Annotated in this window: 22 protein-coding genes; 11 read left to right on the top strand and 11 right to left on the bottom strand. The window is 54.4% G+C overall.

What is annotated here, in order from left to right; genetic code table 11:
- Positions 1 to 87: 87 nt before the first annotated feature.
- From HNQ92_RS27650 to HNQ92_RS27630, 5 genes are all read right to left on the bottom strand, one after another.
- Positions 88 to 1,161, bottom strand: a complete 1,074-nt coding sequence (locus tag HNQ92_RS27650) for a DUF4249 domain-containing protein (protein WP_184179774.1) — start codon at positions 1,159 to 1,161, stop codon at positions 88 to 90.
- The gene (locus HNQ92_RS27645) at positions 1,161 to 3,599 is read right to left on the bottom strand and encodes a TonB-dependent receptor (RefSeq protein WP_184179771.1); all 2,439 of its coding nucleotides are present in this window, start codon (positions 3,597 to 3,599) and stop codon (positions 1,161 to 1,163) included. The genes HNQ92_RS27650 and HNQ92_RS27645 overlap by 1 nt, the downstream gene beginning before the upstream one ends.
- A 165-nt stretch (positions 3,600 to 3,764) precedes the next feature.
- Positions 3,765 to 5,471: a DNA polymerase/3'-5' exonuclease PolX gene (locus tag HNQ92_RS27640; RefSeq protein ID WP_184179768.1), complete on the bottom strand. Its 1,707-nt coding sequence runs from the start codon at positions 5,469 to 5,471 to the stop codon at positions 3,765 to 3,767.
- Positions 5,472 to 5,567: 96 nt separating this feature from the next.
- Positions 5,568 to 6,080: a DUF2062 domain-containing protein gene (locus HNQ92_RS27635; protein ID WP_184179765.1), complete on the bottom strand. Its 513-nt coding sequence runs from the start codon at positions 6,078 to 6,080 to the stop codon at positions 5,568 to 5,570.
- Positions 6,081 to 6,332: 252 nt separating this feature from the next.
- On the bottom strand, positions 6,333 to 7,790 hold the full coding sequence (locus HNQ92_RS27630) for a mandelate racemase/muconate lactonizing enzyme family protein (RefSeq protein WP_184179762.1): 1,458 nt from the start codon (positions 7,788 to 7,790) through the stop codon (positions 6,333 to 6,335).
- Positions 7,791 to 7,904: 114 nt separating this feature from the next.
- On the opposite strand from HNQ92_RS27630, the gene HNQ92_RS27625 reads away from it, so the two are divergent.
- From HNQ92_RS27625 to HNQ92_RS27605, 5 genes are all read left to right on the top strand, one after another.
- Positions 7,905 to 8,837, top strand: coding sequence for an RraA family protein (locus HNQ92_RS27625; protein ID WP_184179759.1), 933 nt, complete (start codon positions 7,905 to 7,907; stop codon positions 8,835 to 8,837).
- Positions 8,838 to 8,971: 134 nt separating this feature from the next.
- Complete coding sequence (locus HNQ92_RS27620; protein ID WP_184179756.1) at positions 8,972 to 10,255, top strand: AGE family epimerase/isomerase; 1,284 nt, start codon at positions 8,972 to 8,974, stop codon at positions 10,253 to 10,255.
- 306 nt (positions 10,256 to 10,561) lie between these two features.
- Positions 10,562 to 11,692 (top strand): hypothetical protein, encoded by a 1,131-nt coding sequence (locus tag HNQ92_RS27615; protein WP_184179753.1) that lies wholly within the window; start codon positions 10,562 to 10,564, stop codon positions 11,690 to 11,692.
- A 160-nt stretch (positions 11,693 to 11,852) separates the two neighbouring features.
- The gene (locus tag HNQ92_RS27610; protein WP_184179750.1) at positions 11,853 to 13,391 is read left to right on the top strand and encodes a DUF4394 domain-containing protein; all 1,539 of its coding nucleotides are present in this window, start codon (positions 11,853 to 11,855) and stop codon (positions 13,389 to 13,391) included.
- A gap of 266 nt (positions 13,392 to 13,657) precedes the next feature.
- Positions 13,658 to 13,843, top strand: a complete 186-nt coding sequence (locus tag HNQ92_RS27605; RefSeq protein WP_184179747.1) for a CsbD family protein — start codon at positions 13,658 to 13,660, stop codon at positions 13,841 to 13,843.
- A gap of 159 nt (positions 13,844 to 14,002) precedes the next feature.
- Here HNQ92_RS27605 and HNQ92_RS27600 read toward each other — a convergent pair whose 3' ends face one another.
- The 3 genes from HNQ92_RS27600 to HNQ92_RS27595 all read right to left on the bottom strand — a co-directional run bounded on the left by HNQ92_RS27600 (position 14,003) and on the right by HNQ92_RS27595 (position 15,399).
- Positions 14,003 to 14,212, bottom strand: a complete 210-nt coding sequence (locus tag HNQ92_RS27600) for a DUF2158 domain-containing protein (protein WP_184179743.1) — start codon at positions 14,210 to 14,212, stop codon at positions 14,003 to 14,005.
- 192 nt (positions 14,213 to 14,404) lie between these two features.
- Positions 14,405 to 14,527: a hypothetical protein gene (locus HNQ92_RS29015; RefSeq protein WP_281380786.1), complete on the bottom strand. Its 123-nt coding sequence runs from the start codon at positions 14,525 to 14,527 to the stop codon at positions 14,405 to 14,407.
- Between the two features lie 497 nt (positions 14,528 to 15,024).
- Complete coding sequence (locus tag HNQ92_RS27595; protein WP_184179740.1) at positions 15,025 to 15,399, bottom strand: hypothetical protein; 375 nt, start codon at positions 15,397 to 15,399, stop codon at positions 15,025 to 15,027.
- Between the two features lie 209 nt (positions 15,400 to 15,608).
- Here HNQ92_RS27595 and HNQ92_RS27590 point away from each other — a divergent pair, with 209 nt between their 5' ends.
- A complete protein-coding gene (locus HNQ92_RS27590; RefSeq protein ID WP_184179737.1) occupies positions 15,609 to 17,150 on the top strand; it encodes a sulfatase family protein in 1,542 nt (513 codons plus the stop codon).
- 194 nt (positions 17,151 to 17,344) lie between these two features.
- Here HNQ92_RS27590 and HNQ92_RS27585 read toward each other — a convergent pair whose 3' ends face one another.
- Both HNQ92_RS27585 and HNQ92_RS27580 read right to left on the bottom strand, forming a co-directional pair.
- Positions 17,345 to 17,644 (bottom strand): hypothetical protein, encoded by a 300-nt coding sequence (locus tag HNQ92_RS27585; RefSeq protein WP_184179734.1) that lies wholly within the window; start codon positions 17,642 to 17,644, stop codon positions 17,345 to 17,347.
- Positions 17,645 to 17,898: 254 nt separating this feature from the next.
- The gene (locus HNQ92_RS27580) at positions 17,899 to 18,402 is read right to left on the bottom strand and encodes a hypothetical protein (protein ID WP_184179731.1); all 504 of its coding nucleotides are present in this window, start codon (positions 18,400 to 18,402) and stop codon (positions 17,899 to 17,901) included.
- A gap of 206 nt (positions 18,403 to 18,608) precedes the next feature.
- On the opposite strand from HNQ92_RS27580, the gene HNQ92_RS27575 reads away from it, so the two are divergent.
- The 5 genes from HNQ92_RS27575 (at position 18,609) to HNQ92_RS27555 (ending at position 23,373) form a co-directional block, all read left to right on the top strand.
- Positions 18,609 to 19,982, top strand: a complete 1,374-nt coding sequence (locus HNQ92_RS27575) for a serine hydrolase domain-containing protein (protein ID WP_184179727.1) — start codon at positions 18,609 to 18,611, stop codon at positions 19,980 to 19,982.
- A complete protein-coding gene (locus tag HNQ92_RS27570; protein ID WP_184179724.1) occupies positions 19,979 to 20,452 on the top strand; it encodes an RNA polymerase sigma factor in 474 nt (157 codons plus the stop codon). Before HNQ92_RS27575 ends, HNQ92_RS27570 begins: the two co-directional genes overlap by 4 nt.
- A 3-nt stretch (positions 20,453 to 20,455) precedes the next feature.
- Positions 20,456 to 21,013: a hypothetical protein gene (locus tag HNQ92_RS27565; RefSeq protein WP_184179722.1), complete on the top strand. Its 558-nt coding sequence runs from the start codon at positions 20,456 to 20,458 to the stop codon at positions 21,011 to 21,013.
- Positions 21,014 to 21,491: 478 nt separating this feature from the next.
- Entirely contained in the window at positions 21,492 to 22,733 is a 1,242-nt protein-coding gene (locus HNQ92_RS27560) for a purple acid phosphatase family protein (protein WP_184179719.1), read from the top strand.
- 271 nt (positions 22,734 to 23,004) lie between these two features.
- A complete protein-coding gene (locus tag HNQ92_RS27555; protein WP_184179717.1) occupies positions 23,005 to 23,373 on the top strand; it encodes a DUF5618 family protein in 369 nt (122 codons plus the stop codon).
- Positions 23,374 to 23,806: 433 nt separating this feature from the next.
- On the opposite strand, the gene HNQ92_RS27550 is transcribed toward HNQ92_RS27555, so the two are convergent.
- Positions 23,807 to 25,444 (bottom strand): AIPR family protein, encoded by a 1,638-nt coding sequence (locus HNQ92_RS27550; RefSeq protein ID WP_221307567.1) that lies wholly within the window; start codon positions 25,442 to 25,444, stop codon positions 23,807 to 23,809.
- Positions 25,445 to 25,562: the final 118 nt, after the last annotated feature.

Raw genomic sequence — 25,562 nt, 5'->3', positions numbered from 1 at the left:
TCATCCCCCGGCCCCAACCGTACGACGGTCCGATCCGGTGGAGAAGGGGGGTAGCTTTCCTGGCGGGCGGGGTACTTGGCGGTAAATTTATTTAACCCAAAAAGCGGGTTCTTTAGGCGTGCGGTAGGCGCTTTCCAGGCAAGGAAGGCAGGGAGGAGGCATTGACGGACTGGGTAACGGCATGGGGCATAGGGTCCGTTCGCTCTGGGTGCGGTCTACGTAGTGCCCCACCCGGGATATGCCTACTACCTCAAAAAAACCGAAAACCTGCTCGCTGGGGTCACTGACGCAACGAAGGTTGCCTTGTAGGCCCGCGGGGGCGACGTCGAACACGCCTCCGGTGTTTTGCAGCAGTTGCTTCACGGTTTTCCAGTACACATACGCCTCCCGCGAGATGGCCTGCTGCTCTACTTCCAGGTAGTACCGGTCGCGGCAGCCCACGGGTACTTCTGCCACCAGTTGGCGGCTTAGGATGTTGCCGTTGATGAGCGCATCCGAGGCTACGTTGATACAGCCGGGCCCCGTACAACGGAAAATATTCCAGCAGTCGGTACAGCAGTAAACACTATATCTGGGCTGCCCGCCCTCCATAATAACCCCGCACTGGCTGGTTTGTGCATAGTGGACCCAATTCCAGCGGTAGTAGTTTCCCTGCTCGGGCGCATCTTTCGTGTCGATGTACACCCGCCAACCGCCCAGTTGGTCTTGCCGGGTGATCGGATTTACGTTGCGGTAGCTTTCGCTGTATACCTTTTCAATGGAGCTCACGGCCCGTAGCAGCTCCGGCTTCGATTCGTAGGTTTTGCCATTGGCTACGATGTGCAGCTGGTAGGTACGTCCCGTTTGGCCCAGGAGGTTACGAGTCTGGTACACGCCGGGTGTAGGTAGTTCAATCAGGTCTTCGCGCTGGCCGAGGTCGTCGGTGATGTACACCGAAGCGCCTCTCACGCCAAAGCTCAGGCTACTGTACTCGTACTGTGCCGGTGTGTTGATCTGTATTTGGTAAGGGCCGGGTTGATTGGACACAAAGCCCTGCACCACAATACCCGCCGGTCTCACATCCAGTTTATTATCGTAGGGTGTCACGCAGCCCGCCAGTCCCATCAACAGCCAGCCCAACCAGCGCCGCGTGCTAGGGTTATATTTATTTTTCAGGATCATCAAAACTTAAAATTGTAGGTCAGGGAAGGAAAAATAGTCGCAAAGATGGACAGCTTGTAGGCGTCTTCCAGCGAGTAGGGCCTTATGCTGTAAAATACCGAAAAGGCATTTTTGTGCGCGTAGACGTTATAAATAGAAAACACCCAGCTGCTTCTCCACTTTCGTTCGGGCTTTTTGGCCGGGTCCTGATCAAAGGTGATGGAAAAATCGAGCCGGTGGTAGTCGGGAATCCGGTCCTGGTTACGATTGACGTAAATGGGTACATTGGCCCCGTAAATGGTGGGCTCAAATACCGTAAAACGTCCGTAGGGAAACGTAGCGGGCCTGCCGCTGCTGTAGGTAAAATTGAACGCCACCGTTACGGTAAGGCTGGGCCGGTAGATGGCCATGGCGTTGAGCGTATGGGGGCGGTCGTGGTTGGCGGGGTACCAGTTGCCGCTGTTGATGCGCTCTTCGGGAAAAGCGCCGTTGATGCGCAAAAAGGTACGTGCGTAGGTGTAGCTCACCCAGCCCGTCCAGAAACCCGTGTTTTTCTTGGCCATCATCTCCAGGCCGTAGGCTCGGCCTTCGCCTTGCAGCAGTCCCGTTTCCAGGGCGGGATTCAGCACCAGGTCGGCTCCATCCTTGTAATCGAGCGCATTTTGCAGCTTTTTGTAATATACCTCCGCGGAGGTTTCGTAGGTTTCGTTTTTAAAATTTCGGAACAACCCCAGCGATACCTGATCCACGATCTGGGGCTTCACGTACGGGCTACTGGTGGTCCAGCGGGCGGTGGGCAGCGCCGCGGTGGTGTTCGAGACCAGGTGCAGGTACTGGCGCATCCGGTTGTACCCCACCTTGATCGACGTCGCCGGGTCGAGCGTCCAGCGGAGCGCCAGCCGCGGCTCCAAACCCCCGTAGGCTTGTACTACCTCTCCGGCCTCGTAGGCGTCTATTTCGGTGGCCACGTCTTCAGACAGGGGTACATTGGGGACATAGCGATACACCCGCGCCCGGCCCAGCCGCAAAAAATGCGAGTACCTCAGGCCGGGGATTACCGACAGCCGGGGCGACAGCTTCCATTCATCCTCGGCGTACAGGCCGATCTCCACCGCGTTTTCGGCCTCCAGAGCCACCGGTAGTACGTTGGAAAAAGGGCCGGGCGTGAGGGTATTGGGCTGAATGCCGTAGCTGACCACGCTGAGCCCGGCCAGGTACTTGTGGCGGTCATCGGCGTGGTTGGTGTACTGTACTTTGGTGCTGCGGTAGTCTACCGACGAAACGAGGTCGAGGGCATTGGACGAATCCGGTACGGTGGTGGAGGCTCGGTAGCGGCTCAGGGCCCCCACGACTTCCCAGGTTACGTTTTCGCGAATTTGATGCTGCCACCGAAGCGTGCCGCTGGTCGTTTGGTACCCAAAGAGGGCCGAGGAGGCATTTACTTCTACGCTGGAAAGCGAGTCGGAGGGAATCTTGAAAGAATCGCTGCTGCGGTAGCCCGAGAAAGTCAGCTCCTGGCGTTCGTTGATTTTCCAATAGAGCTTGCCGGTCACGTCGTAAAAATTGGCCCGGGTACCCCGCAGATTGACCGGCCCCAGCCGAAAAAGAAAATCGTTGAACGAGGCCCGCCCGGCCAGAAGCACCGAAAGTTTGTCTTTGATAAGAGGGCCTTCCAGCGCCAGTCGGCTCGAGATGAGCCCGATCCCGCCGCTGCCTGAAAAATGCTCGGTGTTGGGGTACTTGAGGCGCACGTCCAGCACCGACGACGCCCGCCCGCCGTACCGCGCCGGAATACCGCCGCGCTGCAGGGTGACATCCCGCACGGCATCTTGGTTAAAAACCGAAAAAAAGCCGAACAAATGCGAGGTATTGAACAGGGGTACTTCGTCCATCAGCACCAGATTCTGGTCGATACTCCCGCCGCGCACGTTGATGCCCGTGGTACCTTCCCCTACGGTGTTGACGCCCGGCAGCATCAGCAGGCTGCGCATCACGTCCACTTCACCCATGAAAGCCGGGATTTTCTGAATGCTCCGGATCGTCAGCCGGGAGGCCCCAATTTCTACTTTTTGGATGTTCTCTTCGGGTTTATCGCTGGTCACGGTTACCTCCTCCAGCAGCTTGACGTCGTCAGAGAGGTCAATGTTTAGCGAGCGGGTTTCCCTCAGGTCCAGGGTCGTGGTGTACGATTGGTACCCTACCAACGACACTTTGAGCGTGTACTCGCCCGGACGCATCGAAAGCAGGTAAAAGCCTTTGCGGTCGGTCTGGACGCCCCGTCGGCTTTCTACCAGGAATACATTGGCGTTAGCCAGCGGCTCTTGGGTTGTAGCATTTCGGACGGTGCCGAATAGTGAAATAGAGGCCGTCGACTGCGCCGAAGCTTCTGGCAGAGCCAGACGGATGGATACAAGAAACAGGACAAGCAGGCGGGATAAACGCGTTGTAAAAAACGGCATGGGCTGGCTAAGTCAATATTTTTGCTAGTACAAGAATACGGCCTGCTGTTTCTACTTACACCGCCGTAGCCGCGGATTGCGGAGCCCTCCTGTTTTTTTACCAAATCCTGGTAGCTAACCCCCAAAACAGCGCACCAGGGCCATAAAAGAAAGAAACGGGGCCCTCTAAGTACCCTTCTTTTTCTTCAAAAATTCTTCCATTTCACTTAGGGACAATGCATTAAACGTCCTATTTTTGGTAAGCCCCCCCTTGCGGGCCACGGCGACGCCGTAGTGCATATCCAAGTACCCTTCCCTAGCGTGGGCGTCGGGATTGATGCTCAGCATTACGCCTTTCTCGAGGCAATAGGGTATCCAGCGCCAGTCCAGGTCGAGCCGCCAGGGGCTGGCGTTGATCTCGATCACCACGTTATGGGCCGCGCAGGCGTCAATGATCGTTTTGTAGTCGATGGGGTACCCGCCGCGCGTCAGCAGCAGGCGGCCCGTGGGGTGGCCCAGGATGGTGGTGTAGGGATTTTCGATGGCGCGCAGCAGCCGGGCCGTGGCTTTCTCCTCCGTCATGGTGAGGTTGCTGTGGACCGATGCCACCACGTAGTCGAAGGTAGCCAGCAGCTCGTCGGGGTAGTCCAGCGCGCCGTCACCCAAAATATCCGACTCGATGCCTTTCAGCACCCGGAAGGTACTTCCTTCGGCGGCAAAGCGGGCGTTGAGCTGGTCGATCTCGGCCTGCTGGCGAAGTACCTGCTCGGGCCGCAGGCCGCTGGCGTAGGTAGCGCTCTGGGAGTGGTCGGCCATGCCCAGGTACCCAAACCCCAGCTCCCGGCAGTAGAGCGCCATTTGCTCCAGGGTGTGGGTGCCGTCGGAGTAGGTACTGTGGTTGTGCAAAATCCCCTTTAGGTCGTCCCAGGTCACGAGTTCGTCGGCACTATGTTTGTCGGCCCAGGCCAGCTCGCCCAGGCCTTCCCGCATTTCGGGTACTACGTAAGGCAAGCCCGCTTTCTGGTAAATTTCCTCTTCCGTCGCCACGGGCTCTCCCCTTCCTACCTGGAGCAGCGTTCGACCGTCGGTACCCGTTAGGGCCAGATGCGCTTCGGCGCTGGTTTGCAGAAAAAGCTCATTCTCGAACCGCAGGGGCGGCACCGCCGCGATCTCCACGCGCACCTGGGCGTCATAAGCCTTGCCCCGCCACACAAAGGGCGACGAAACCGGCGCGTCCTGGCTTAAAAAATCCAGCGTGTTCAAAGTACCCTGCACGCGCACCGGCGCGTCCGAGGCCACCAGCAGGCGTAGGGTACCTACCGTCTCGGTGTGGCGGCGTACCTCGCCCGCTAGCTCCACCCGCTCGAACTGCTGCTGCAAGTCTGTAAGTACCCGCTGCGCCAGGGCCGCGGCCTGGTCCATGCGGAGTTTCCCTACTTGCTCTTTCAAAAACGCCAGTGAGTCCAGGATCTTCTGCTGGGTACTTTCGCCAAATCCTTTCAGCTTCGCGATCTGCCCCGTCTCGCAGGCCAGCTCCAGGTCGCGCAGGCTTTCGATGCCCAGTTCCCGCCAGATCACCGCAATTTTCTTAGCCCCAATGCCCTTGATCCTGAACATCTCAAGTACCCCCGTTGGCGTTTGCGCCAGCAGCTCGTCGAGCTCCTTGACATGTCCCGTTTCCACCATTTCCACGATCTTCGCCGCCACGCCTTTCCCTACGCCCTGGATGGCCGTCAGCTCCCCGAGCGACAGCTCGGCGATGGTCCGGTCTTTGAGTTTGTCCAGGTTAAAGGCCGCCGCGCTGTACGCCCGGATCTTGAAGGCGTCGACGTCGTGTAGCTCCATCAGCTTGGCCGTGAGTTCCAGCTGGTCAATGATGTCAGAATTGGTCATGGGAATCAATAAAAGGGTACTTGGCTGGTCGCAAAATTGGGTATTAATTTAATCAAAAGGTACTTTTTTCGCCGACAAGTTCAACCAGCCGCGTCCTCAGGCGTCCAAATCAGCCGAAGTAGTCTGGGCCTCGAGCTGCTCTTTTTTACGCTGAATGGGCAGCAGTCTTTGGAGGATAAATTTGAATACATGGTAAAACCCCATCATCACGACGCCACTCAGCAGCAGCCAGCCCAGGGTAGCACAGAGCATGGCGAGCCCGAAATGATTGAGGGCAAAGCCAATACCAAGATCGAAACTAGCCCGGAGTTGCTCCCAGGTGATGGGGAAGGCGGGCAGGCCAAGTACCCCTTCGCCCACGCGCAGGAAAGGTACCCACAGCAAAATCTGCACCGGGTAGAGCGCGTAGCTGATGGCCAGCATCAGGGGTAGGTTGAGCTTGTACCGCACGGCCAGCAGGGTGATGATGAAATTAGCGGTACCGATCAGCGGGAATACCCCCAGCAGCAGCGACAGCGTCAGGCTCCAGGCGAGCTGCCGGATCGAGGTACCTTGTTTGAGAAAGGTACCCCATTTCTTGAGCCGTTTTTGGAGCCATGGGCGCGTCATAACTGGGGAGATACGGTAGGTACCTGTAGGGATACATAAATCGTACCCGGACGAAACAAAGTAACGCTTTTTAGTCCGGTGCTTTTAGGGATTAACGAAAAGATAAAACACCACAACCGACCGTAGCCTCTCCCCGGCCCAGTAAAAGTACCGGCCATGCCGGCTGAGCGACGATTTTTTTACCATAAAAAAGAGGTAGTTCGCGAAGGGAAGTACCCGCCAACTACCTCTTTTATACCCTCTGCTAGCTGGCTAGCTCCAGCCGCGGTCCCAGGAGTCTTTGGTGTTCCACTCGGTGGTGGGCGCAAAGAGTTTGGTACCGGGCTTGAGGTGGGCTTTTACTACCTCTTCCACCAGCTCCACGCCCAGCCCCGGCGCGTCGGGTACGGGTGCGTAGCCGTTTACGACCAGGGGCTTGCTGGATTTGACCAGGCTTTCCCACCAGGGTACATCTACGGAGTGGTGCTCCAGGGCGATGAAGTTTTCGGTAGCCGCCGCGCAGTGTACGTTGGCCATGAAGGCAATGGGCGACCCCGCAAAGTGCATGGCCATAGGTACCCCGTGCTCCTCGGCGTAGTCTCCGATCTTCTTGGTTTCCAGCAGTCCGCCCGACGACGCCAGGTCGGGGTGGATCATGTCCACGGCGTGGCTGTCGATGAGCTTGATGAAATCTTCCTTGAGGTAGATGTCCTCGCCCGTGAGCGTGGGGGTATTGATGGCGTCCGAGATCTGCTTCCATTTGTCGGTATAAAACCAGGGTACCAGGTCTTCCAGGAACGCCAGCTGGTACTTCTCGATGGCGTTGCCCAGGCGAATGGCCGTGTTGGTATCGAAGTGCCCGAAGTGATCGGCCGCCAGCGGGATATCGTAGCCAATGGCCTCCCGTACCTGCGCCACGTACTCCGCCATGGCTTCCAGGCCCTTGTCGGTAATCTGTATGCCCGTAAAGGGGTGGCGCGTGAGGCCGTAGTCGCCCAGGCGTTTGGGCTGGCCGCCGCTCCATTGGCGTTTTACGTCCCAGCCATCGGCCCCGATCAAAGCGCCCGGCATATCCGCCACCAGCTGGATTCCAAAATCCATCTTCAGGAAAGTGTAGCCCTTGTCGAGGCGTTCTTTTTTCATCTTGGTAGCAAACTCCGCCGGGGTTTTTACCTCCGGCGTGTCGGCGTAGATCCGGACCTCGTCGCGGTACTTGCCGCCCAGCAGCTGGTAGGCGGGTACATGGTAGGCCTTGCCGGCCAGGTCCCAGAGGGCCATTTCGATGCCGCAAACGCCCCCGGCTCCCCGGGCGTGGCTGCCAAAGGGCTTTATTTTTTTAAAGATCTTCTCCACGTTGCAGGGGTTCTCGCCCAGGATGCGGCTCTTGAGCATGAGGGCGTAGTTGGGGCTGGCGCCGTCGCGAATTTCCCCCCAGCCCACCAAGCCCTGGTTGGTGTCGATCCGGATTACGGGGCAGGTCATGGGTGCCCCCACAATAGTAGCCACGCGCAGGTCGGTGATTTTCAGGTCTGAGGGCCGCGAGTCGCGTTTTACTTTCTGGGTGATGAATTCCAGCTCTTGGTCGGTACGCCCGTCAAACATCATGCCCAGCGACAGCCCGCCGAGGGTGGCTTTCCGGAAAAAATCCCGCCGCGTATCGGCGGCGGGCGGCGGCGTACCGCCGGGGCGGGCGGGTACTTTTTGGAGGAGTTCCTGGAGTCGTTTTTTCATAGGTACATGCAGGTTGATTGTATTGATATAGGTATAAAGAAAAAGGGAAAAATTCTATGGGTATAAAATCACAGGCATTCCTTTTAAGTACATCAATCATAACCTATAAAGCCGATGAAACGACGATTCCTACTCTTGGCATTTTCTAGTTTTCCCTTCTTTTATTCCAATCTCAAGGCCCAGTCGGTGCAGTACACCAAAGCGCAAATTTTGGCCTATTCGCAGGAATGGAAGGGTGAAAGACTACCCGACGGCCGCCCCAAAGTACCCGACGCCCTTTTGGAGCGGGCCAAAAAAATTTCGCTGGAAGAAGCCTGGGGGGTACTTCGCAACGAAGGCTACCGCAACCAGTTTGTGAGCGGCTGGCAGATCATGCGTCCCGACGAGCCCATGACGGGCCGGGCGCTCACCGTCACCTACATGCCCTCGCGCCCCGACCTGGAAAACCCCATCAAGGAGCAAGGCAAAAAGGAAAATCGCAAGGGGGCGAGCAACTCCTGGCCCATCGACATGCTCACCAAAGGCGACATCTACATTGCCGACGGCTTCGGGAAAATTGTGGATGGTACCCTCATTGGCGACAACCTGGGCAATTCTATTTATGCCAAATCCGGCAACGGGGTTATCTTCGACGGCTCCGCGCGCGATCTGGAGGGCCTGGAAGCCATCCAGGGTTTCAACGCCTGGGTACGGGGCTACGATCCGTCGTACATCCAAAACATGGTGGTAGGCTGCATCAACTGCCCCACGCGCATTGGGCAGGCCACCGTGCTGCCGGGTGATTTGATTCTGGCCAAAAAGGAGGGCATCATTTTTATCCCGGCGCACCTGGCCGAGAAGGTCGTGGTCAACTCCGAGTTTATTGCTCTGAAAGATACCTTTGGCCACCTGCGCCTGCGCGAAGGCAAGTACACGCCCGGCGAGATCGACACCGCCTGGAACGACACCATCAAGACGGACTTTTTGCAGTGGCTCAAAGACAACCCCGACAAAGTACCCATGACCCGCGAGCAGCTCGACGGTTTCCTCCAGGGACGTACCTGGTAGGGTACTTTTCGATGGCTTTCGGAGTAGTCCATTCCGTGCCTTTTGCCGTTCTTAGTTAGGAAGGGCGGCGGTTCGCTGCTGCTTCCTCCTTCATGGACAAGTACCCAACCCCTAACGCTATTTTTTAAAAGGTAATGAATCAAGAAATACTAGCCCAATACCGCCAGGAAGTACATCAGCACCTCACCGAAGAACTCCTCCCCTTCTGGGAAAACCGCTGCGTTGACCGCACCCACGGCGGATTTATTACCCACTTTGACAAAGACGGCAACGACTCGGGCGAGGACGAAAAATCGCTGATCGCCCAAACCCGCACCGTCTATACCTTTTCGGCGGCCCACCGCGCCGGGCACGGCGACGGCCGCTACGCCGACATAGCCCGCCACGGCGTGGATTTCCTGCTCGAGAAGATGTGGGATGCCGAGCACGGGGGCTTTTACTGGCTCATGAACCGCCGGGGCGAGGTACTAATTGACGAGAAGATTGCCTACGGCCACAGCTTCGTGATGTACAGCCTCAGCGAGTACACCCTCGCCACCGGCGACCCGCGCGGCCTGGAGTACGCCCAGCGTACCTTCGACCTGCTGCAAAAGTACGCCACCGATACCCACTACGGGGGGTACTTTGAGATGTTCCACCGCGACTGGACCCTGAAAGGCCCCGGCGCGGCGGGCGGCGACCGCAAAACGCTCGACGTACACATGCACTTCATGGAAGCCTTCACAACGCTCTACGAGGCCAGCGGCCAGGAGATCCACCGCCGTAAGCTCCTGGAGATCATCGAGCTGCTGGTGCGCAAAATCATGCACCCGGAGTACGGTACGGGGATTCCGCAGTTTTGGGCCGACTGGCGCGTGGCCCCGCAAATCAAGTTTGACATTGTGTGGGGCTGGGACCGCTTCTCGGAAGACGGCTTCAAAAGCGCCTCCGAAGACAACACCAGCTACGGCCACAACGTGGAGTTTGCGTGGCTGCTCATGCACGCCCTCGACGTGCTGGGCATCGCTTACGACGAATACCGCGACCAGCTGCTGAAGTCCTACGACCACGCCGTGGCCTATGGCATCGACTGGGAGTACGGCGGCGTGTACGTAGAAGGCTCACACGCGGGGGAAGTCTACGACCGCGAGAAGGAATTCTGGCAGCAGGCCGAGGTACTCATCGGGATGCTGGACGCGTACCGCGTGTACCAGGACGAAAAGTACCTCAAAGCCTACGACGCCACCCACCGCTTCGTTTTTGACCACCTCATCGACCACCGCGTAGGCGAGTGGAAGCCCCTCCTGACCCGCCAGGGCGAGTCCATCTGGACCCACATGAGCCACTCCTGGAAAGTCAACTACCACAGCGTGCGGGCCATGGTGCAGAGCCTCATCCGGCTGGACAAGCTCATTCAGCGCCAAGCCGAGAGCGTTTAGCCCTAAGTACCTTTCTTTCCTCTTTTCCCAAAATAGCCCCCGTCGGGGCTATTTTTATTTTCTGGCTTTCTTATTCTAAATACGGGTACGCAAGAGGTACTTCCCTGAGACGTACCTCCTGATGCACAAGTATTTCCAAAGTACCGTTCCTTGTTTTTTTCCAAAAGCAAAAAGTACCTCTGCCTCCTGCTCAGGGTACTTTGCAAAAAATAATACAAAAAAAATAGGGTGAACCGCACGATGGTTGTCCTGAAACCAAACCAAATCAACGAGTCATCCATGAACGCCTGTTTACCAACCAAAGCCATGAAAAAAGTACTCTTTATACTCGCCCTGAGCACCGCCGCCAGTACCTCGTCGTACGCCCAGGAAGAGGGACCGGCCGAGCCGGAGCTCACCTACCGCGCCGTTCAGGTGAGCTTCGTGCCGCCGCTCAGCACCAACGGCCTGCAAAGTACCCGGTACGTCAACGGATTCTCCCTTAATATCCTGGGCGGAATCAGTGGCGGCCTGCGGGGCGTCGAGCTAAGCAGCCTCTTTGCCGTCGAAACCGGCGCGGTGCGGGGTACCCAGCTGGCGGGGCTCTTCAACGCCGTGGGCGGACCGGTGAAAGGTACCCAGTTCGGCGGGATTGCCAACCTGGTACGCCAGGAAGTAACCGGAGCGCAGTTTGGGGGGATCGTCAACGTAGCCCAAGCCCTGGACGGGGTGCAGTTTGCGGGTATAGCCAACGTAGCCGCCCAGCGGGTAGATGGCGCGCAGCTAGCGGGCATTGCCAACGTGGCCACCCAGCACCTAGACGGCGCGCAATTGGCGGGGATCGTCAACATAGCGGAGGCGGTGGAAGGTACCCAGGTAGCCGGGATCGTCAATGTCTCGGCCGGAAACGTAAAGGGCGCGCAGATCGGGCTCATCAACGTAGCGGGCCACGTGGACGGCGTACAGCTGGGACTGATCAACCTGGCCAAAGACGGCTACCGGCGCGTGGAGCTGTGGGGCGGCGAGGTGCTTTACGGCAACGTGGCCTACAAAATGGGTGGCAATCGGAAATTCTACAGCCTCTTTGCGGTGGGCGCGACCCTACCCGACTCCAAAAATACCCGCTGGGGCTTGGGCTACGGCCTGGGGACCAACCTGGACCTGGGCAAAAAGAACCAGCTCAGCCTCGAGGTACTTTCCTACCAGATCCACGAGCAAAAAACCTCCTGGAAAGAAACCAATCAGCTGAATCAGTTTCGCCCCAGCTTTATTTTTCCCTTCCATAACCAAGTAGCGCTCACCCTCACGCCTACCTTTAACGTACAGGTATCGCAGCTCAAAACCGCCGATGGCACCATTGGTACGGAGTGGGTAGGCTGGAGTGTGTACAATAAGCTCATCAACGGCCGAACCCGCGTGATGATGTGGCCCGGCCTCAACGTTGGGATCCAGTTCTGAGGCTTTTGCTCACCGCAGGGGTACTTTTGTGGTAGGCAAAAGTACCCCTCTCTTCACAAATCGTTTACTAAAAAAATACCCCCAGGAAATCTAAACGCGGCTTCGTGACGTAGGTAGTGACTACAATCATTCCATAACGCAACTTTAACGTAACGAAACCATGACGATTTTCAACTCCCATTCGCTTTCTAAGCTGCTGGCTACCTGCGCCCTTGGGGCAGTACTGGTTCTTCAAGCCTGCCAGGATCACCGCTTGCCGCCACCAACGCCCGAGCTCCCCGACCAGATCTTTTACGCCCTTACCGACGACAACCGGCTGTACGAACTGAACGTACAAAGTACCCAGACGCCCCTGCGCACGCTCACTATTACCGGCCTGCAAAGCGGCGAGTTGCTGCTCGGCATCGACTTCCGGCCCGCTACGGGCCAGCTCTACGGCATAGGCAACAGCAGCAGGCTCTACCACATCAACCTACAGTCGGGAGCCGCTACGGCGCTGGGCTCCGGACCTTTTACGCCCGCGATTAGCGGCAGCACCGTCGGGTTTGACTTCAACCCGACCGTCGACCGCATCCGGCTGGTAACCAGTAGTACCCAAAACCTGCGCCTGCACCCCGAAACGGGCGCGGTGGCGGCTACAGATGGTACCCTCATGGGGTACATGAACCCGATGATTGGGGCGGCAGCTTACACCAATAACGTTGCGGGCGCCACGTCTACGCAGTTGTTCGACATCGACCCCATGACCGACAAGCTGTACCTGCAGGACCCACCCAACGACGGCGGCCTAAAGGAAATAGGTTTGTTGGGCCTGGACATTACGGCCGTGGGTGGTTTTGACATTGCCCCTAACAACAACTACGGCATCGCGTCGGTGCAGTTTCAGGGTAGCTGGGAGCTCAACTACGTCGATCTTACCACCGGGCGTCTGCAAAAACTCGGAGACCTACCCTCGGGCAACATCATCGGGCTCGCCATCCCCACCAACCCGGTGGCCTACGCCGTGGATCAGTCCAACAACCTGCTGATTTTCAACCCCATGTCTAACCCGCTTACCCTCATCACGAAGCCCATCACGGGGCTCCCCATGGGCGTGAGCATTGAGGGCATCGACTTCCGGCCCGTCAACGGCCAGCTGCATGCGCTGGGCAGCAACAGCGTACTGTATACGATTAACCTGTCTAACGGTGAAGCCGCGGAACGCGCTACGCTGAGCGTGATGCTGAGTGGTACCAGCTTCGGTGTGGACTTCAACCCCGTACCCGACCGCCTGCGCGTGGTGAGCAATACGGGTCAAAATCTGCGGATCGACGTTTCGAATGGCGCTACGCTTACCGACGGTTCGCTCAATATTCTGGCTCCGGCCATGGGGGTACCTTTTGTGAACGGAGCCGCCTATACGAATAGCTTCGCCGGAGCCACCACCACCGCGCTCTACGATATCGACAGCCAGTCGAACAAGCTCTACATGCAGAATCCGCCCAACGACGGCGGTTTGCAGGAGATCGGTGACCTGGGGGTAGACGTAGAGGCCGCCAACGGCTTCGACATCGGGGGTACTTCCGGCAACGCCTACGCGCTCCTTACCGTGGGCGGTAGCACGGGGCTGTATTCCATCAACCTCACGAACGGCATGGCCACCAAAGTCGCCGACTTCCCGGCCCAGACCAAAGGCTTTGCGCTTGGGTTTGGTTTGTAAAATACCTATTCTTTGTATGGAACAGCGGTGTCGGTTTGTCCGGCACCGCTGTTTTTTATGGTGCTGAAGGCTCAGGGACCCTCTGCTGGGCCAGGCGGTGGGTTATTTCTCCTCCGAATGCGTACTATTTTTCACAACCCACGACCAGGTACCCGGCAAAATCCTCATTTCACCATCGCAAACGGCCTTGGAACAACCTTTTTACTAGGGAGAGTACAGTACAACAAAATCACAGAAGCTTTTTTTACACTTAACGATTCAAAGTCATGAACGAGCAAACCATAAAAGGAAACTGGAACGAATTGAAGGGAAAGATCAAGCAAAAGTACGGTGAACTCACCGACGACGATCTGACCTACGCCGAAGGACAAGAGGACGAAATGTGGGGTCGCCTGCAACAAAAAGTAGGTAAGACCAAAGACGAAATCCGTAAGGAAGTAGCCGACCTCTAACCGGCCGCAGCATATACTACACTTCATGAACAAATGCCAAGGGCGCCCCAATTCGGGGCGCCCTTGTTTTGGATAGGTACCTTGGCCAGTACCTACGGATCATTCATTCCAAAGTACCCCAGAGAAGCCGGGGCTTCGCCAAGTACCTTCTCTACCCGTTTAGCGCTGGGCGGGCGCGTCTGGCGCGGTCTTGGTGAGGGCGTGGGAGCTAAAAATGCCCTCGCAGAGTTGGCCCTGCACAAACCAGTAGCATTTCAAGCCCAGTTCGGAGCGGGTCATGGTATCCCAGTTATTGGCCGTCATGATGGGTCCACCCGATTTGAGCCATACTACATCTCCCAGCTTTATTTCTTCTTTCAAATTTTCCAAAATCACAAATCGTTGATTGGTTTATTATTTCATTTTCACTTATTCTACAAAGGTACTTGGTTTATTCAGCCTATTTCGGTCTTGGCTCAGATATAATAGCAACGCCCGAAGCGCCGCTCCAAACCAGTGGCGCTCCCCCTCTCGGTAGAGCGCCACTGGTTTGGATTTCGATGGTTGGCAAACCTACTTCTGCTAGGCCGAATAGGGCGAGAAGCTGTCGGAGAGCGAACCGGTTTTCAACGTGAGCTTAGCCAAAGTACCTCTTCGGGTAAGGACAGGGTACTTGTAGGCTTTCTTAGTACTAGGTGCTTTCATTCGTTTACTGAATCAGTTTTTAAAACGTTGAGGAATTCTGTATGCATACGGTAGCCGTTGGTGCGGACGGGTTGCTAACCAGCTCATAAAGTACCTCCATTGACACTAACCCAGGTGGCAGGCCGCCTAACATCGTCGGTACGTTTACTTCTCTCTATCGTGATGTTTTTACCAAAGTACCTTGCGCAGTGGTAGTCAACAACAGTAGCAACAGGCAATTTGAAATCAAGGCTTCGCACCAGAAAAAATGACGCAGGCATTCGTTCCCCTTGGATTCTCCTTAAAGGTAGCACAGTTTGCGCCCGAATGAAAGCTTTTCAAAAAAATAACGTATTGATTATCAAAAAAATAGCCACAAGTACTTCCGCTTCCCCTTTTGTATATCGAAAAGGGAAAAGAAGTACCCTCGCACGCCTAAAGGCTCAGGCGTGCCGCCCCTGCCCAGCAGCTGGAGATCACCAACGCACGCTCTCTTAATAAAGTACCTGTCTGGCCACCTACTCCTGGCTGGAGTATAGCGCTTCGACCTCCTCGGAAAGCTGCGGACTGAGGAAAAAACCCGATTTTTCGGCAACCGATTCCCCACGCAGGTAGGCATTGATGGCCTTGTATAGCTCGTCCCGAAAGCTGGTCATGGAGGAGGCATTGTAAAAAATCTTTTTCCAGTCTTTCTTGGGAAAAGCCGGATAGCTCAGGTAAAAATGCGGCCGGTCCGCGGCGTAGGGCTCCTTGGTATTGACCCGGTACAGGATCTGCATGGCGTCGTGGGTCTCGGAAGTGAAGTCAATCTCGCAGGCAGGTACCTGGCCGTACTCCATGAGGATGGGTAAGAAGAAGCTATTGATTTCCTTGGTAATTTCGGGGGTACTCATAGTTGGTGAAATGTTGGTAGCACATCGTTTAGCGCTAATGGCTAAAAACTTCGTGCCTCCGCCGCTTCCAGCCCAAGCACGGGCATAAGTACCCCCTTTTCTCTGCCATGTACCTCATCAACGACGGCTGCGGATGCCTCCATGAGTAGAGCGCTGAGGTGTCGGGCTTTCTGCTAAGGTACTTTTACCCAACACCTCCTTCTCGTTCCATGCTAAAACAGGTACCCCCCTTTCGGGCCCGAACCTCCGCCCCGCTGCTGCTTTCGCTCCTGCTGCTGGCCTGCACCCACCCGAAGGCCACGACCCAGCACCCGCCCAATATCCTGTACATCCTGGCCGACGACCTGGGCTACGGTGATCTGTCGGTGTATAACCCCGAGGGGAAAATCCGGACGCCCCACCTGGACCGCCTGGCCGCCGAAGGCATGCGCTTTACCGACGCGCACTCGCCCTCCTCGGTATGTACCCCCACGCGCTACGCCCTCCTGACCGGCCGCTACCCCTGGCGGAGCCGCCTGCCGGTGGGGGTACTTCGGGGCTACAGCCGCAGCCTCATCGAGCCCGACCGCCTCACGGTTCCGGCCCTGCTCCACAAGGCGGGCTACCACACGGGTATGGTGGGCAAATGGCACCTGGGCGTCGACTGGGCCAGCCAACCCGCCTACGCCAGCCTGGCTCAGCAGCCGCTCTACGGCATCCAGTCCGAGATGGACCCCGAGCACATCGACTTCGCGCAGCCGCCGCTTGCGGGGCCGCGGCAGCTCGGCTTTGACGCTACGTACTTCCTGCCCGCCTCGCTGGACATGCCCCCCTACTGCTACCTCCAAAACGACCAGCTGACGGAACTACCCACCGCCCATACCGAAGGCAACAGCCTGGAGTCGGGCTATACGGGGCCGTTTTGGCGGGCGGGCCTCATGGCACCTTCGTTCGACTTCGGGCAGGTACTTCCCACCTTCACCCGGCAGGCTCAGGATTTCCTGCGGCGGCAGTCGTCCGCGCGGCCGTTCTTTTTGTACCTGGCGCTGGCCGCTCCGCACACGCCCTGGGTACCTTCCGAGCAGTACCGGGGGCAGTCGGGCGCGGGTGAGTACGGCGACTTCGTGCAGATGGTCGACGCGCAGGTGGGCCAGGTACTTCGCACGCTCGACAGCCTCCGGCTTTCCTCCAACACGCTCGTTATTTTTACCAGCGACAACGGCCCTTTCTGGCGGCCCGCCTTCAGCGAGCGCTTCGGGCACCGGGCCGCCGGAAAGCTACGCGGCATGAAGGGCGACATCTACGAGGGCGGCCACCGGGTACCTTTCCTGGTGCGCTGGCCTGGTAAGGTGAAGCCGGGGACGGTGAGCGACGCCCCCACCACCCTGGCCAACCTCCTGGCTACCTGCGCCGACCTGCTGGGGGTACCTTTCCCCGAAGAAAGCGTGGAGGACAGCTACAGCATCCTGCCCGTGCTGCTGGGCCGCCGCCCGGAAGTACCCCACCAGCCCGCGATCGTGCACAGCGCTTCCAACGGTTTTTATGCCATCCGGCGGGGGCCCTGGAAACTGATCGAGGGCCTGGGCTCTGGCGGCTTTACCGAGCCTAGGGTACTTACGCCCCAGCCCGGCCAACCCACCGGGCAGCTCTACAACCTGGAAATCGACCCCGCCGAAAGCCAGGATCTTTACCAAAAGTACCCCGAGCAGGTACAAGAACTCACCACGCTGCTCAACGAAATCCGGGCAAGTACCCAGCGCGTAAAACTATGACTAAAAAAATAGTTAAAATAGCACTCCTTCGTATTTCGATATATAAAACAATTATATATTTGTCATTCAGCACTGACATAGTGTTGAATGATACAAAAAATAGAAAGCCCGGGGGTATTGCCTCCGGGATTTTTTTTGGTAGGGTACTTGGTGTGCTTTTTCAGAAAAGGCGTACAAGAGAGCGCTTTCGTCCCTTACTTTCTGTTCCGGATAGACCGAATGTTGATCCACCGGCCGTGTTCTTTTAAGCCGTCGCTGAGGTCACGCTCGTACCGAATCCAGACCGGGGTACCTGCCTGATTGAAGGGCGCGGGTACATCGGCCCGGTAGCGGGCCGTGTCGGCCCCTTCGACTATGTCCACAAACCAACCCCCGCAGCCTCCACATAGGGCAAAATCTTGGCCGCTGACGAAGGCCACCCGCTCCGGCCCTACCCGATCTTTCTGGCAAGCGAAAGTACCTACCAATAACAGTAAACAAAGTACGTAGCGCATCTTTCTTCTTTTTACGTGGATTGACCCGGCAAGGTACCTAAAGGTTGGAAATACGCTACTGTTTTTGTGTCCTTGGCTTGGTTTGCCTACGCGGCCCCAGAAACCGTGCAACGCTTGGTGCATGACTCTTTGTAGGAAAATCTCCTTTTTTAGAAAACATATGTTTACGAAAGTACCCCGCACTAACGGTATAGGCATTATTAGGTACTTTGCGGGCTTGGCAGGCACCTCACCAGGTGGCATACCCTCTTTCCCTACTCAGCCGCTTGAGCCAGAAAAGTACAACAGGCCGCTCGCTTCAGCTCGGTTTGCAGGGCGTCCGGTACTAGCTCGATAAACAGATCCATCTGGGCGTAGCCTATCTTGTGGTGCGCTAGCAGGGAAGCTTCGGCGGCGGTTAGTAGCGCGCTGGCCGTGTAGATATACCGTCCTTCGCTCTTTCCGTGGCGGATATTAGTAATACCTACCTTAATGGGTCGCCAGGTATCTTCCCCGGGAAAGAGCCAAATATCATCAAAGGAGTGAATGGACATCCAGGCCTTAAAGGTTACGGTAATGCTAAAAACCGTATCGCCCGTGGGAAGAATTAAGGTTGAAAACAAAATGCCCCCCTCACTCCTACTTTCGCTGATGGTAAAGTCCTGGAAGCGGAATGTGCTGACCCTACCGGAGCAATCCTGGGCCTGGCTGGGAAAAGGTAGGAAGAGCAGGATCAGGAGAAATGGTAATAAAACCGAACGGAGCCCAGAAAGCGTCATACGTTTATTCATAGAGGTGGATAAAATAGTCCATTCAGCGCGGAGAGTAAAAATACGGTTTATAGCGGCCATTTCATAACGTACAGTAGTTGACTTCCCAAAAAGGATACTAAGGTACCTGTATGGTGCCCGCGTGAATTCCTTTTCGCCTGCGCTGTAAGTATTTCCTGGTTTTTCCTACTAATTGCCAAAAACGAATGAAATCAATGAGCAGACTACTTTGCGGCCTCTTCCTCCTCTCCCTGCCCGCGCACGGCCAGCTTAAACCTCACGTTCAGGCCAAGATCCATCAGTACCTCCTTACCCAGCAAAAACGGATGGGTTTTCAGGGAATCGTGCTCATAGGTACCCCCGCCGAAGTCTTCGTGGATACCATCGGCCTGGCGTCGGTTGAACTGGCCGCCCCGATCCGTACGTCCTCCCGTTTCCGGATCGCCTCCATTACCAAGCAATTCACGGCCGCTTTGGTCGTTAAGGCCGTTGAAGACGGGAAACTACACCTGGACGCCCCACTGAGCCGTTTTTTTCCGGAGGCCCCCGCCCCTTGGCATTCGATCACCCTCCATCAGCTCCTGACCCATACCGCCGGGATTCCGCACAACGAAGGCATCCGCGACTACTGGGCCGTGAAGTCCCGGCTTCCGCTCAGTGCTTCGCAGGCCCAGGCCGAAATCTTCGGGATGCCGCTCCTTTTCCCACCCGGCACCGGTACGCACTATTCGAGTCCGGGCTATTTCCTGCTGGCTACGATCCTGGAGCAGATCTACCAGGATAGCTTCGCGAATATTCTGGACAAACACGTTTTGGAGCCGTTGGACATGCGCGCTTCCGGCCTGTATTCGTCCGGTCGTGTGGTACCTCTCATGACCAGCGGCTACCATCTGGCCGGAGACAGCTTGCAGGTAGCTCCCTACCGGGATATGAGTCTGATGAAAGGCTCCGGTGATTTGTATACGTCAGCGGCGGATCTAGTGCGGTGGAATGCGCATTTGATGGAAGGTACCTGGACGAGTCCCAAAGTGACAGAACGGCTCTTTTCGGTGCAAAATCCGGGAAGTGTCAACGGCCACACCGACCCCTACGGCTACGGCTGGTACCTGCGGGGGGCGTCGGGGGTACTTCCCGAGGCGCGCTATACCGGCGGAGGTACCTTCGGGTGCTCGGCCCTGTCGGTGATGTACCCGCGGACCAAAACCAGCCTGATCATCCTCAGCAACGTGTCGACTCTACCCGTCAACCAGTTGTGGGCAGATCTTGAAAAAATCATGCTGGAGCTGCCCTTTTCGATGCCCGAACTACTAGAGGCCCAAGTACCCTCCCAGCAAGATATTACGCAACTACCCGGCGCGTACCAAACTACCTCCGGCCAGGTACTTCGTATCCTCACGGCCGACGGCAAGCTTTACGCCAAGCTGGGCGGGAATCCGCCATTTGAGCTTTTTAAGTCGGCCGAGCTTCGGTTTTTTGGCAAAAAAGTGTCCGTGACGTTTACCTTTCAAAGAAACGACGAAGGTACCATTGCCTCGGTGAGCGCCGATGGGCGCGGGCAAAACATCCTTTTTATGCGTATGGAACCATGACCGAGCCCGAATTCCTCTCCCTGATCGAGCAACACCAGGGGCTCATCCACAAGCTGTGCCGCCTCTACCGCGACACGCCCGAAGACCGCGAGGATCTCTTTCAGGAAATCGTCTACCAACTTTGGCGCTCCAAACAGCGCTTCGAACAACGCGCCAAGGTAACGACCTGGATGTACCGGGTAGGGCTGAATACGGCCCTGGCTTCGCTGCGCCAAAAGGCCCCTCGCCTGCACTACCCCGGTACTTTGCCGGAGCAAACGGACGCGCCGGACGAAAACCTACTCGTCCGGCAGGAGCAACTGCTGTGGGCCCTCAAACAGCTCAACGAGGCCGACCGCTCGCTCATAGCCCTGTACCTCGAAGACATCAGCTACCAGGAAATCGCCGAGATAACCGGCCTTTCGGTGGGAAATGTAGGCGTAAAACTCAACCGGATCAAGAAAAAAATACAAAACCTGCTAACGAGCTAAGCTATGGAATTTGACCAACTCAAAGCGGCCTGGAACGCCGAAACCAACCCCAAAAAAGGACCCGACCAGCTAAAAAAAATGCGCGCCGAACGGGCCCATCCGGTACTGAAGAAGATACGCCGACAGTTTGCCATCGAAGCGTTCTTTTTTTCGCTGCTGCTGGTTTTTTATTATGACTTTTTTGACGGCCACCAAAAGCCCCTATACGCCAACCTGGCCCTGGTGGCCACGCTGGTTTTGCTGCTTGTCCACACGGCGGCAGGGTACCTGGCCGCCCGGAAAGTAGCCGCCGATGCCGACTTGCTGCGCGCACTGACCGCCTACCACGCCAAGCTCAAACGATTGGCCGTGCTCTCCACGGCGGTGCGGGTACTGGCTTCCCTCGGCCTGCTTTTGTTCTTCGCCTCGGTGATCAGCTTCAGTCCGGCCAAGTACGGCCTCCTACTGGCCCTGCTGGTCGTGGTCATCCTACAGGCGTTTTTCCAGGCAAGGATGTGGTCGGGCCGGTTGAAAAAATTGAAGGCTACGCTTGAGGATTTCACCAACGAGCAAGGGCGCTGAAACCGCGGATGTGCTTTAGGAATTCAGAAGCGTTTACATACAAACGTACAAATCAACAACGCGCCTTCCTGGCCGCGTAGCGGTCGAATGTTTGTAGAAAAGACGTAAGTGGGGAACCCGCGTGCCACTAGGTACGCAACGTGCGGTGGGTTGCGTACCTAGCGGCACGCGGGCAGGTTCACGGGATACTTTGGGCTATAAACATCGCCTGCCTACGGCACGGATTCGGCTCGTTCTTATTGATTTCTTCCTAATGAGCCCGCGCAAAAAAAGTAGGGGTAAAGTTACCAGTAGTTAGTCAATACCCGTAGCTTATTCAGTTTCAAAATTCTTGTTCTACCTTTAAAAGTCGGATGGATGCGACCACCCCCGCCTGCCATCTCCCCTATCCCGCCCGCTGTGGAAGAATAGTCATCTCTCAGACCTTCCGCCGAATCCGGGTATTGGCCTCAAAATCAAGCAGCAAGACCTTTACTTCATGAAAAACAAAAACATCAAAAGAAGAACTTTTCTCAGCGGACTTTCCAAAGCCGGGCTGATCGGCGCGTTGCCGGTCGTGAACCTGGAAGCGAAAAAAAGCCCGGTGGCCGAGCCCAACGTATTCCTGACGGCCCCCTACCTCCAGACCCTCTCGGCGCAGGCCGTTACGATTATGTGGGTCAATTCCAACAAGGCGTACAATTGGGTCGAGATTAACAAAAAAGGGGAAACGCCCCGCAAAGTAACCTCCGCTAAACACGGCCTAAACCAGGCTTACAACCGCGTCAATAAGATCAGGGTCACCGGCCTTACCGCCGACACCGACTATGAATACCGCGTTTTTTCGAGGGAAATCCTCTCGTTCAAGCCCTACAAAGTGACCTTCGGCGAAACCATCGAGCAGGGTCCCTTTACCTTCAAAACGCCCGCCGAAAAGGAAGACGAAATAAGTTTTGTGGTATTCAACGACCTGCATAACCATCCGGCCATTATCACGGAAATGCTGCAAAAATTTGCTCCCGAAAAGGATTACGATTTTGTGGTGTACAACGGCGATGCCTTCGACTTTTGCGACGGTGAGGGTCCTATCCTGAGCGATCTTATCGCGCCGTCCAATACGATGTTTTCTACGTCGCTGCCTTTTGTAATGGTGCAGGGAAACCACGAGCCCCGGGGGAATTTTGCCCGGCAGATGTTTGACTACTTCGACTACCCCGAGGAGCGCTGTTACTACGCGTTCACCCGCGGGCCGGTCCGTTTTGTGGTACTTGACTCGGGTGAAGACAAGCCCGACTCGGACGACGAGTATTCGGGCCTGGTAGCCTTTGACCCCTACCGGGAGGAGCAAGCCCAGTGGCTCGCGTCCGAAATCCAGAACCCGGCGTTTAAGAAAGCGGCTTTTCGGGTCGTGTTCATCCATATTCCGATGTTTGAAGGCAAGGACTGGCACGGCAGAGAGCACTGCGCCAAGCTTTTCAATCCCCTGCTGAATAAGGGAAAAGTAGATTTGGCGATCTCGGGGCATACACACCGCTACGCGGCCCGTCCGGCCAATCCCGCCACGCACCACTACCCCGTACTCGTGGGCGGCGGCTGGGGTACCGGCCCCGGGCCCGCCAAAGGCGGCACCCGGACCATCATCAAAGTGCAGGCCACTGCCAAGCAGCTGGACGCCAAAATGTACATTGATGACGGCACCGTAGTGGGATCTTTTGATATTGCCCGTAGGGGTACTAAATAAGGATTTAGGGTTAACAAAAATTTCAGCCCGGCCAAGTACGGCCTCTTGCTAGCCCTGCTGGGCGTGGTGGCGTTACGGGCGTTCTTCTAGCTAAGGATCTGGTCGGGCCGGTTGAAAAAACGGAAGGCTGCGCTCGGGGATTTCACGCTTTAGCGGCGGGATTGGGGGTACTTTGGGCTACAAACATGGCGTGTTTATGGCACTTTGTTGGAACTAGTAGCAACTCAATTTCAAAATTCTTGTTGTATCTTTGGTAAAAAGCCTTTTACAAATGGATTCACACAGTGAAATAAATCGCTATCTGGACAATGCCAAGGAAATACTCCGGACCAAAGCGCGCAAGGAAGGAAACGAATACCATGACATAAAGTACGTTCAGATGGCATCTGGAACGGCCTACAATGCTACCCTTATGATCGTGGATGAGTACCTCAAAAAGAAAGAAGGGCTCAAGTATACCAAACCCCGGAGCATCGACGACTACCGCACCCGCCTGAGAAAATACAACAAAACGCTTCTTTCCTACCTCAACGAGGCCTACGACACCCTGCACCTGGCCGGTTACTACCACGGCACGCCTTCCGTCCGGACCATCAAAGAAGGCCTGGACGCTACCGAGAAAATGCTGTCGATGATTTAGGGAGAAACCGTAGCAAGTGTCCCTAAAGCCGTTTAGATAGTTCCGTATACTGATTACAAAGGCCCTATCGGCATGGAATATTGTATTTATAGAAAGTACTAAACATGTACATTATGTAGTTGCTATGTATTTCAATCTAGCAAACCATGGTATTGCCGTTGCGATTCCGCAGGAATAGTACATGTGTAGGGATTGTCATTTCTAAGATGGGACGCAAGAAGAAAGTACCGGCTGTGTTGGACGAAGAAACGATGGAGTTGCATAACCGGCGGATAAATGAGCTATCCGCCGCTCACGAAGCGTATTAGGCCAAAAACCCACTACCTGTTTTTTTCAAGCCTTTTGGTCTGGAAAATCACCCTAGGGTGAAGTTATGGGAGATATTTCAGAAGTAACAATTTTTAATATAAATTTATTACGCTTACAAATGTGATCATAAATTACTTTCATGTCTACTAACATAATCAATTAGGATTCTTGTCTTATAAACATACTTTAAATCTTGCTTAACACTAATATCAAAATCAGCATCATTAATAATAGAAATACATTTTTGAAACGCTAATAATGACTTATGATCATCTGCTAAAATAGATAACAAAGTATCACAGTATTTATCCATTTTAGCTATATTATTAAAGGGAGGCAAGTTTTCCTTCTCAAACAATACTCTAAATAACATTATAATATGAAAACGCGCCTTTTTATACGTTTTATCAATATTATTTCTTCTGAAATGAGTTTCTAACTTGTAATAAGCAAATGCACTCGTATAGTAAGGAGAATATGCATGATCAGAATTAAATATTTGACCTTTTTCTTCGTTCAATCTCTTTACTATACTACCAAAAAAACTGGTAACAAAATGGGGTTCGTTTAAAAACATTGACGCAAATGATTTTATTTGTAGTGGAACTGTGATTATTTTAGATTTTACCACAGAATTATCAGAGTTAAATTGCTTAGCTCTTCTTTCATAATAAAGTTTCATTTCACCATTATAAGAATTATAATATTGCTCAAGGCTTCTTTGGAATGCAGTAAGAGCAGCTAATTGTTCCTTTTTAATGGGAGTCTGGTTATTTGTTGCCAAAGTAATCCTTGTCTTTATTTCATCATCACTTGTAGCAATTAGCTTTACAGGAATATGAACCTTATTAATATTTAAACTTTTTCTATTATTATAAAGCACATTACTTGTTTGACATCCATTAACAATTTGATAATCTTTTATTGTAAACTGATCTCCGGTAGGTGAAATAGAGCTTGCAACTATAGTTACACCATTATTTAGTACACTGAAAATTTCTGAATCATTTCCATTAATTGTTAGCGATATACCTCCATTTACATCATTATTCTCTCCCTGAAAATCTCGAACATTATCCTCAAAAACATTTAATAAATTACCCTCTGTATCAGAAACAATTTTATTAAACTCGTTGAAAGGCAAAAGCCCAATATATGCCTGTGACACTCCGTTTATATTAGGTATCGTTATTCTTTTCATGAAAGTGATAGTAGTTGAAATTGCTTCTTTTGTTTTTCTATAAGCGCCTGCGAGTTCACGTGCACCGAATGATATAAAGCTTACAGTTTCAAATAAATTAGTTTGCTCTAGACTTTGCTTTCCGTTATTTATTACTGCCATTAGATTTTGGTCTTCCAGCCATTTACCTGTAGTAATATAATAAAGCTTTAATGCTGGATTTTGTTTAAATCTTGGAGCTTTACTGTAAATGTAGTTAGAAATTTCAGCATGTTTAATAACGTCATCATTCCTAACAAGGCTAGGGGCATCTGAAAAGAAATCTAAAACACCAAAAATAAATGTATTAATTGACCCACTATCAAAACTTGAAGAGGACTTAGCTTGAATGAAAATATAGGAAACTTCAAGTGAATTATTTTTATCGAGTAAGTCATCTACCTCTTCAATAGATTCCACTAATTGTCCATTAACAATTATAGCAATTCCGTCAATACCGGTATCACCACCATTTCCAATGGAGACAGTATCTATATCAAAAGTTTTATTATATTCATTTGAGACTACACTATAAATAGACAACTTTTCAAAATCTTTTGAAATTCCTGTACTAGCCCCCTAAAAACCTGGAACTGGATTCTACTAATTAAACCCCTTAAATTAGTAGGATTATGTCAAGGAGAAAATTTTCAGTCGAAGA

The sequence above is a fragment of the Rhabdobacter roseus genome (genome assembly GCF_014202275.1).
In the GTDB taxonomy this organism is placed as follows: domain Bacteria; phylum Bacteroidota; class Bacteroidia; order Cytophagales; family Spirosomataceae; genus Rhabdobacter; species Rhabdobacter roseus.
This window is presented reverse-complemented; position numbering and strand designations above follow the sequence as displayed.

Bases quoted from the DNA above. Each gene is read 5' to 3' on its own strand.
- HNQ92_RS27650 (WP_184179774.1), bottom strand. From the start codon at position 1,161: ATGATCCTGAAAAATAAATATAACCCTAGCACGCGGCGCTGGTTGGGC.
- HNQ92_RS27645 (WP_184179771.1), bottom strand. From the start codon at position 3,599: ATGCCGTTTTTTACAACGCGTTTATCCCGCCTGCTTGTCCTGTTTCTT.
- HNQ92_RS27640 (WP_184179768.1), bottom strand. From the start codon at position 5,471: ATGACCAATTCTGACATCATTGACCAGCTGGAACTCACGGCCAAGCTG.
- HNQ92_RS27635 (WP_184179765.1), bottom strand. From the start codon at position 6,080: ATGACGCGCCCATGGCTCCAAAAACGGCTCAAGAAATGGGGTACCTTT.
- HNQ92_RS27630 (WP_184179762.1), bottom strand. From the start codon at position 7,790: ATGAAAAAACGACTCCAGGAACTCCTCCAAAAAGTACCCGCCCGCCCC.
- HNQ92_RS27625 (WP_184179759.1), top strand. From the start codon at position 7,905: ATGAAACGACGATTCCTACTCTTGGCATTTTCTAGTTTTCCCTTCTTT.
- HNQ92_RS27620 (WP_184179756.1), top strand. From the start codon at position 8,972: ATGAATCAAGAAATACTAGCCCAATACCGCCAGGAAGTACATCAGCAC.
- HNQ92_RS27615 (WP_184179753.1), top strand. From the start codon at position 10,562: ATGAAAAAAGTACTCTTTATACTCGCCCTGAGCACCGCCGCCAGTACC.
- HNQ92_RS27610 (WP_184179750.1), top strand. From the start codon at position 11,853: ATGACGATTTTCAACTCCCATTCGCTTTCTAAGCTGCTGGCTACCTGC.
- HNQ92_RS27605 (WP_184179747.1), top strand. From the start codon at position 13,658: ATGAACGAGCAAACCATAAAAGGAAACTGGAACGAATTGAAGGGAAAG.
- HNQ92_RS29015 (WP_281380786.1), bottom strand. From the start codon at position 14,527: ATGAAAGCACCTAGTACTAAGAAAGCCTACAAGTACCCTGTCCTTACC.
- HNQ92_RS27595 (WP_184179740.1), bottom strand. From the start codon at position 15,399: ATGAGTACCCCCGAAATTACCAAGGAAATCAATAGCTTCTTCTTACCC.
- HNQ92_RS27590 (WP_184179737.1), top strand. From the start codon at position 15,609: ATGCTAAAACAGGTACCCCCCTTTCGGGCCCGAACCTCCGCCCCGCTG.
- HNQ92_RS27585 (WP_184179734.1), bottom strand. From the start codon at position 17,644: ATGCGCTACGTACTTTGTTTACTGTTATTGGTAGGTACTTTCGCTTGC.
- HNQ92_RS27580 (WP_184179731.1), bottom strand. From the start codon at position 18,402: ATGACGCTTTCTGGGCTCCGTTCGGTTTTATTACCATTTCTCCTGATC.
- HNQ92_RS27575 (WP_184179727.1), top strand. From the start codon at position 18,609: ATGAGCAGACTACTTTGCGGCCTCTTCCTCCTCTCCCTGCCCGCGCAC.
- HNQ92_RS27570 (WP_184179724.1), top strand. From the start codon at position 19,979: ATGACCGAGCCCGAATTCCTCTCCCTGATCGAGCAACACCAGGGGCTC.
- HNQ92_RS27565 (WP_184179722.1), top strand. From the start codon at position 20,456: ATGGAATTTGACCAACTCAAAGCGGCCTGGAACGCCGAAACCAACCCC.
- HNQ92_RS27560 (WP_184179719.1), top strand. From the start codon at position 21,492: ATGAAAAACAAAAACATCAAAAGAAGAACTTTTCTCAGCGGACTTTCC.
- HNQ92_RS27555 (WP_184179717.1), top strand. From the start codon at position 23,005: ATGGATTCACACAGTGAAATAAATCGCTATCTGGACAATGCCAAGGAA.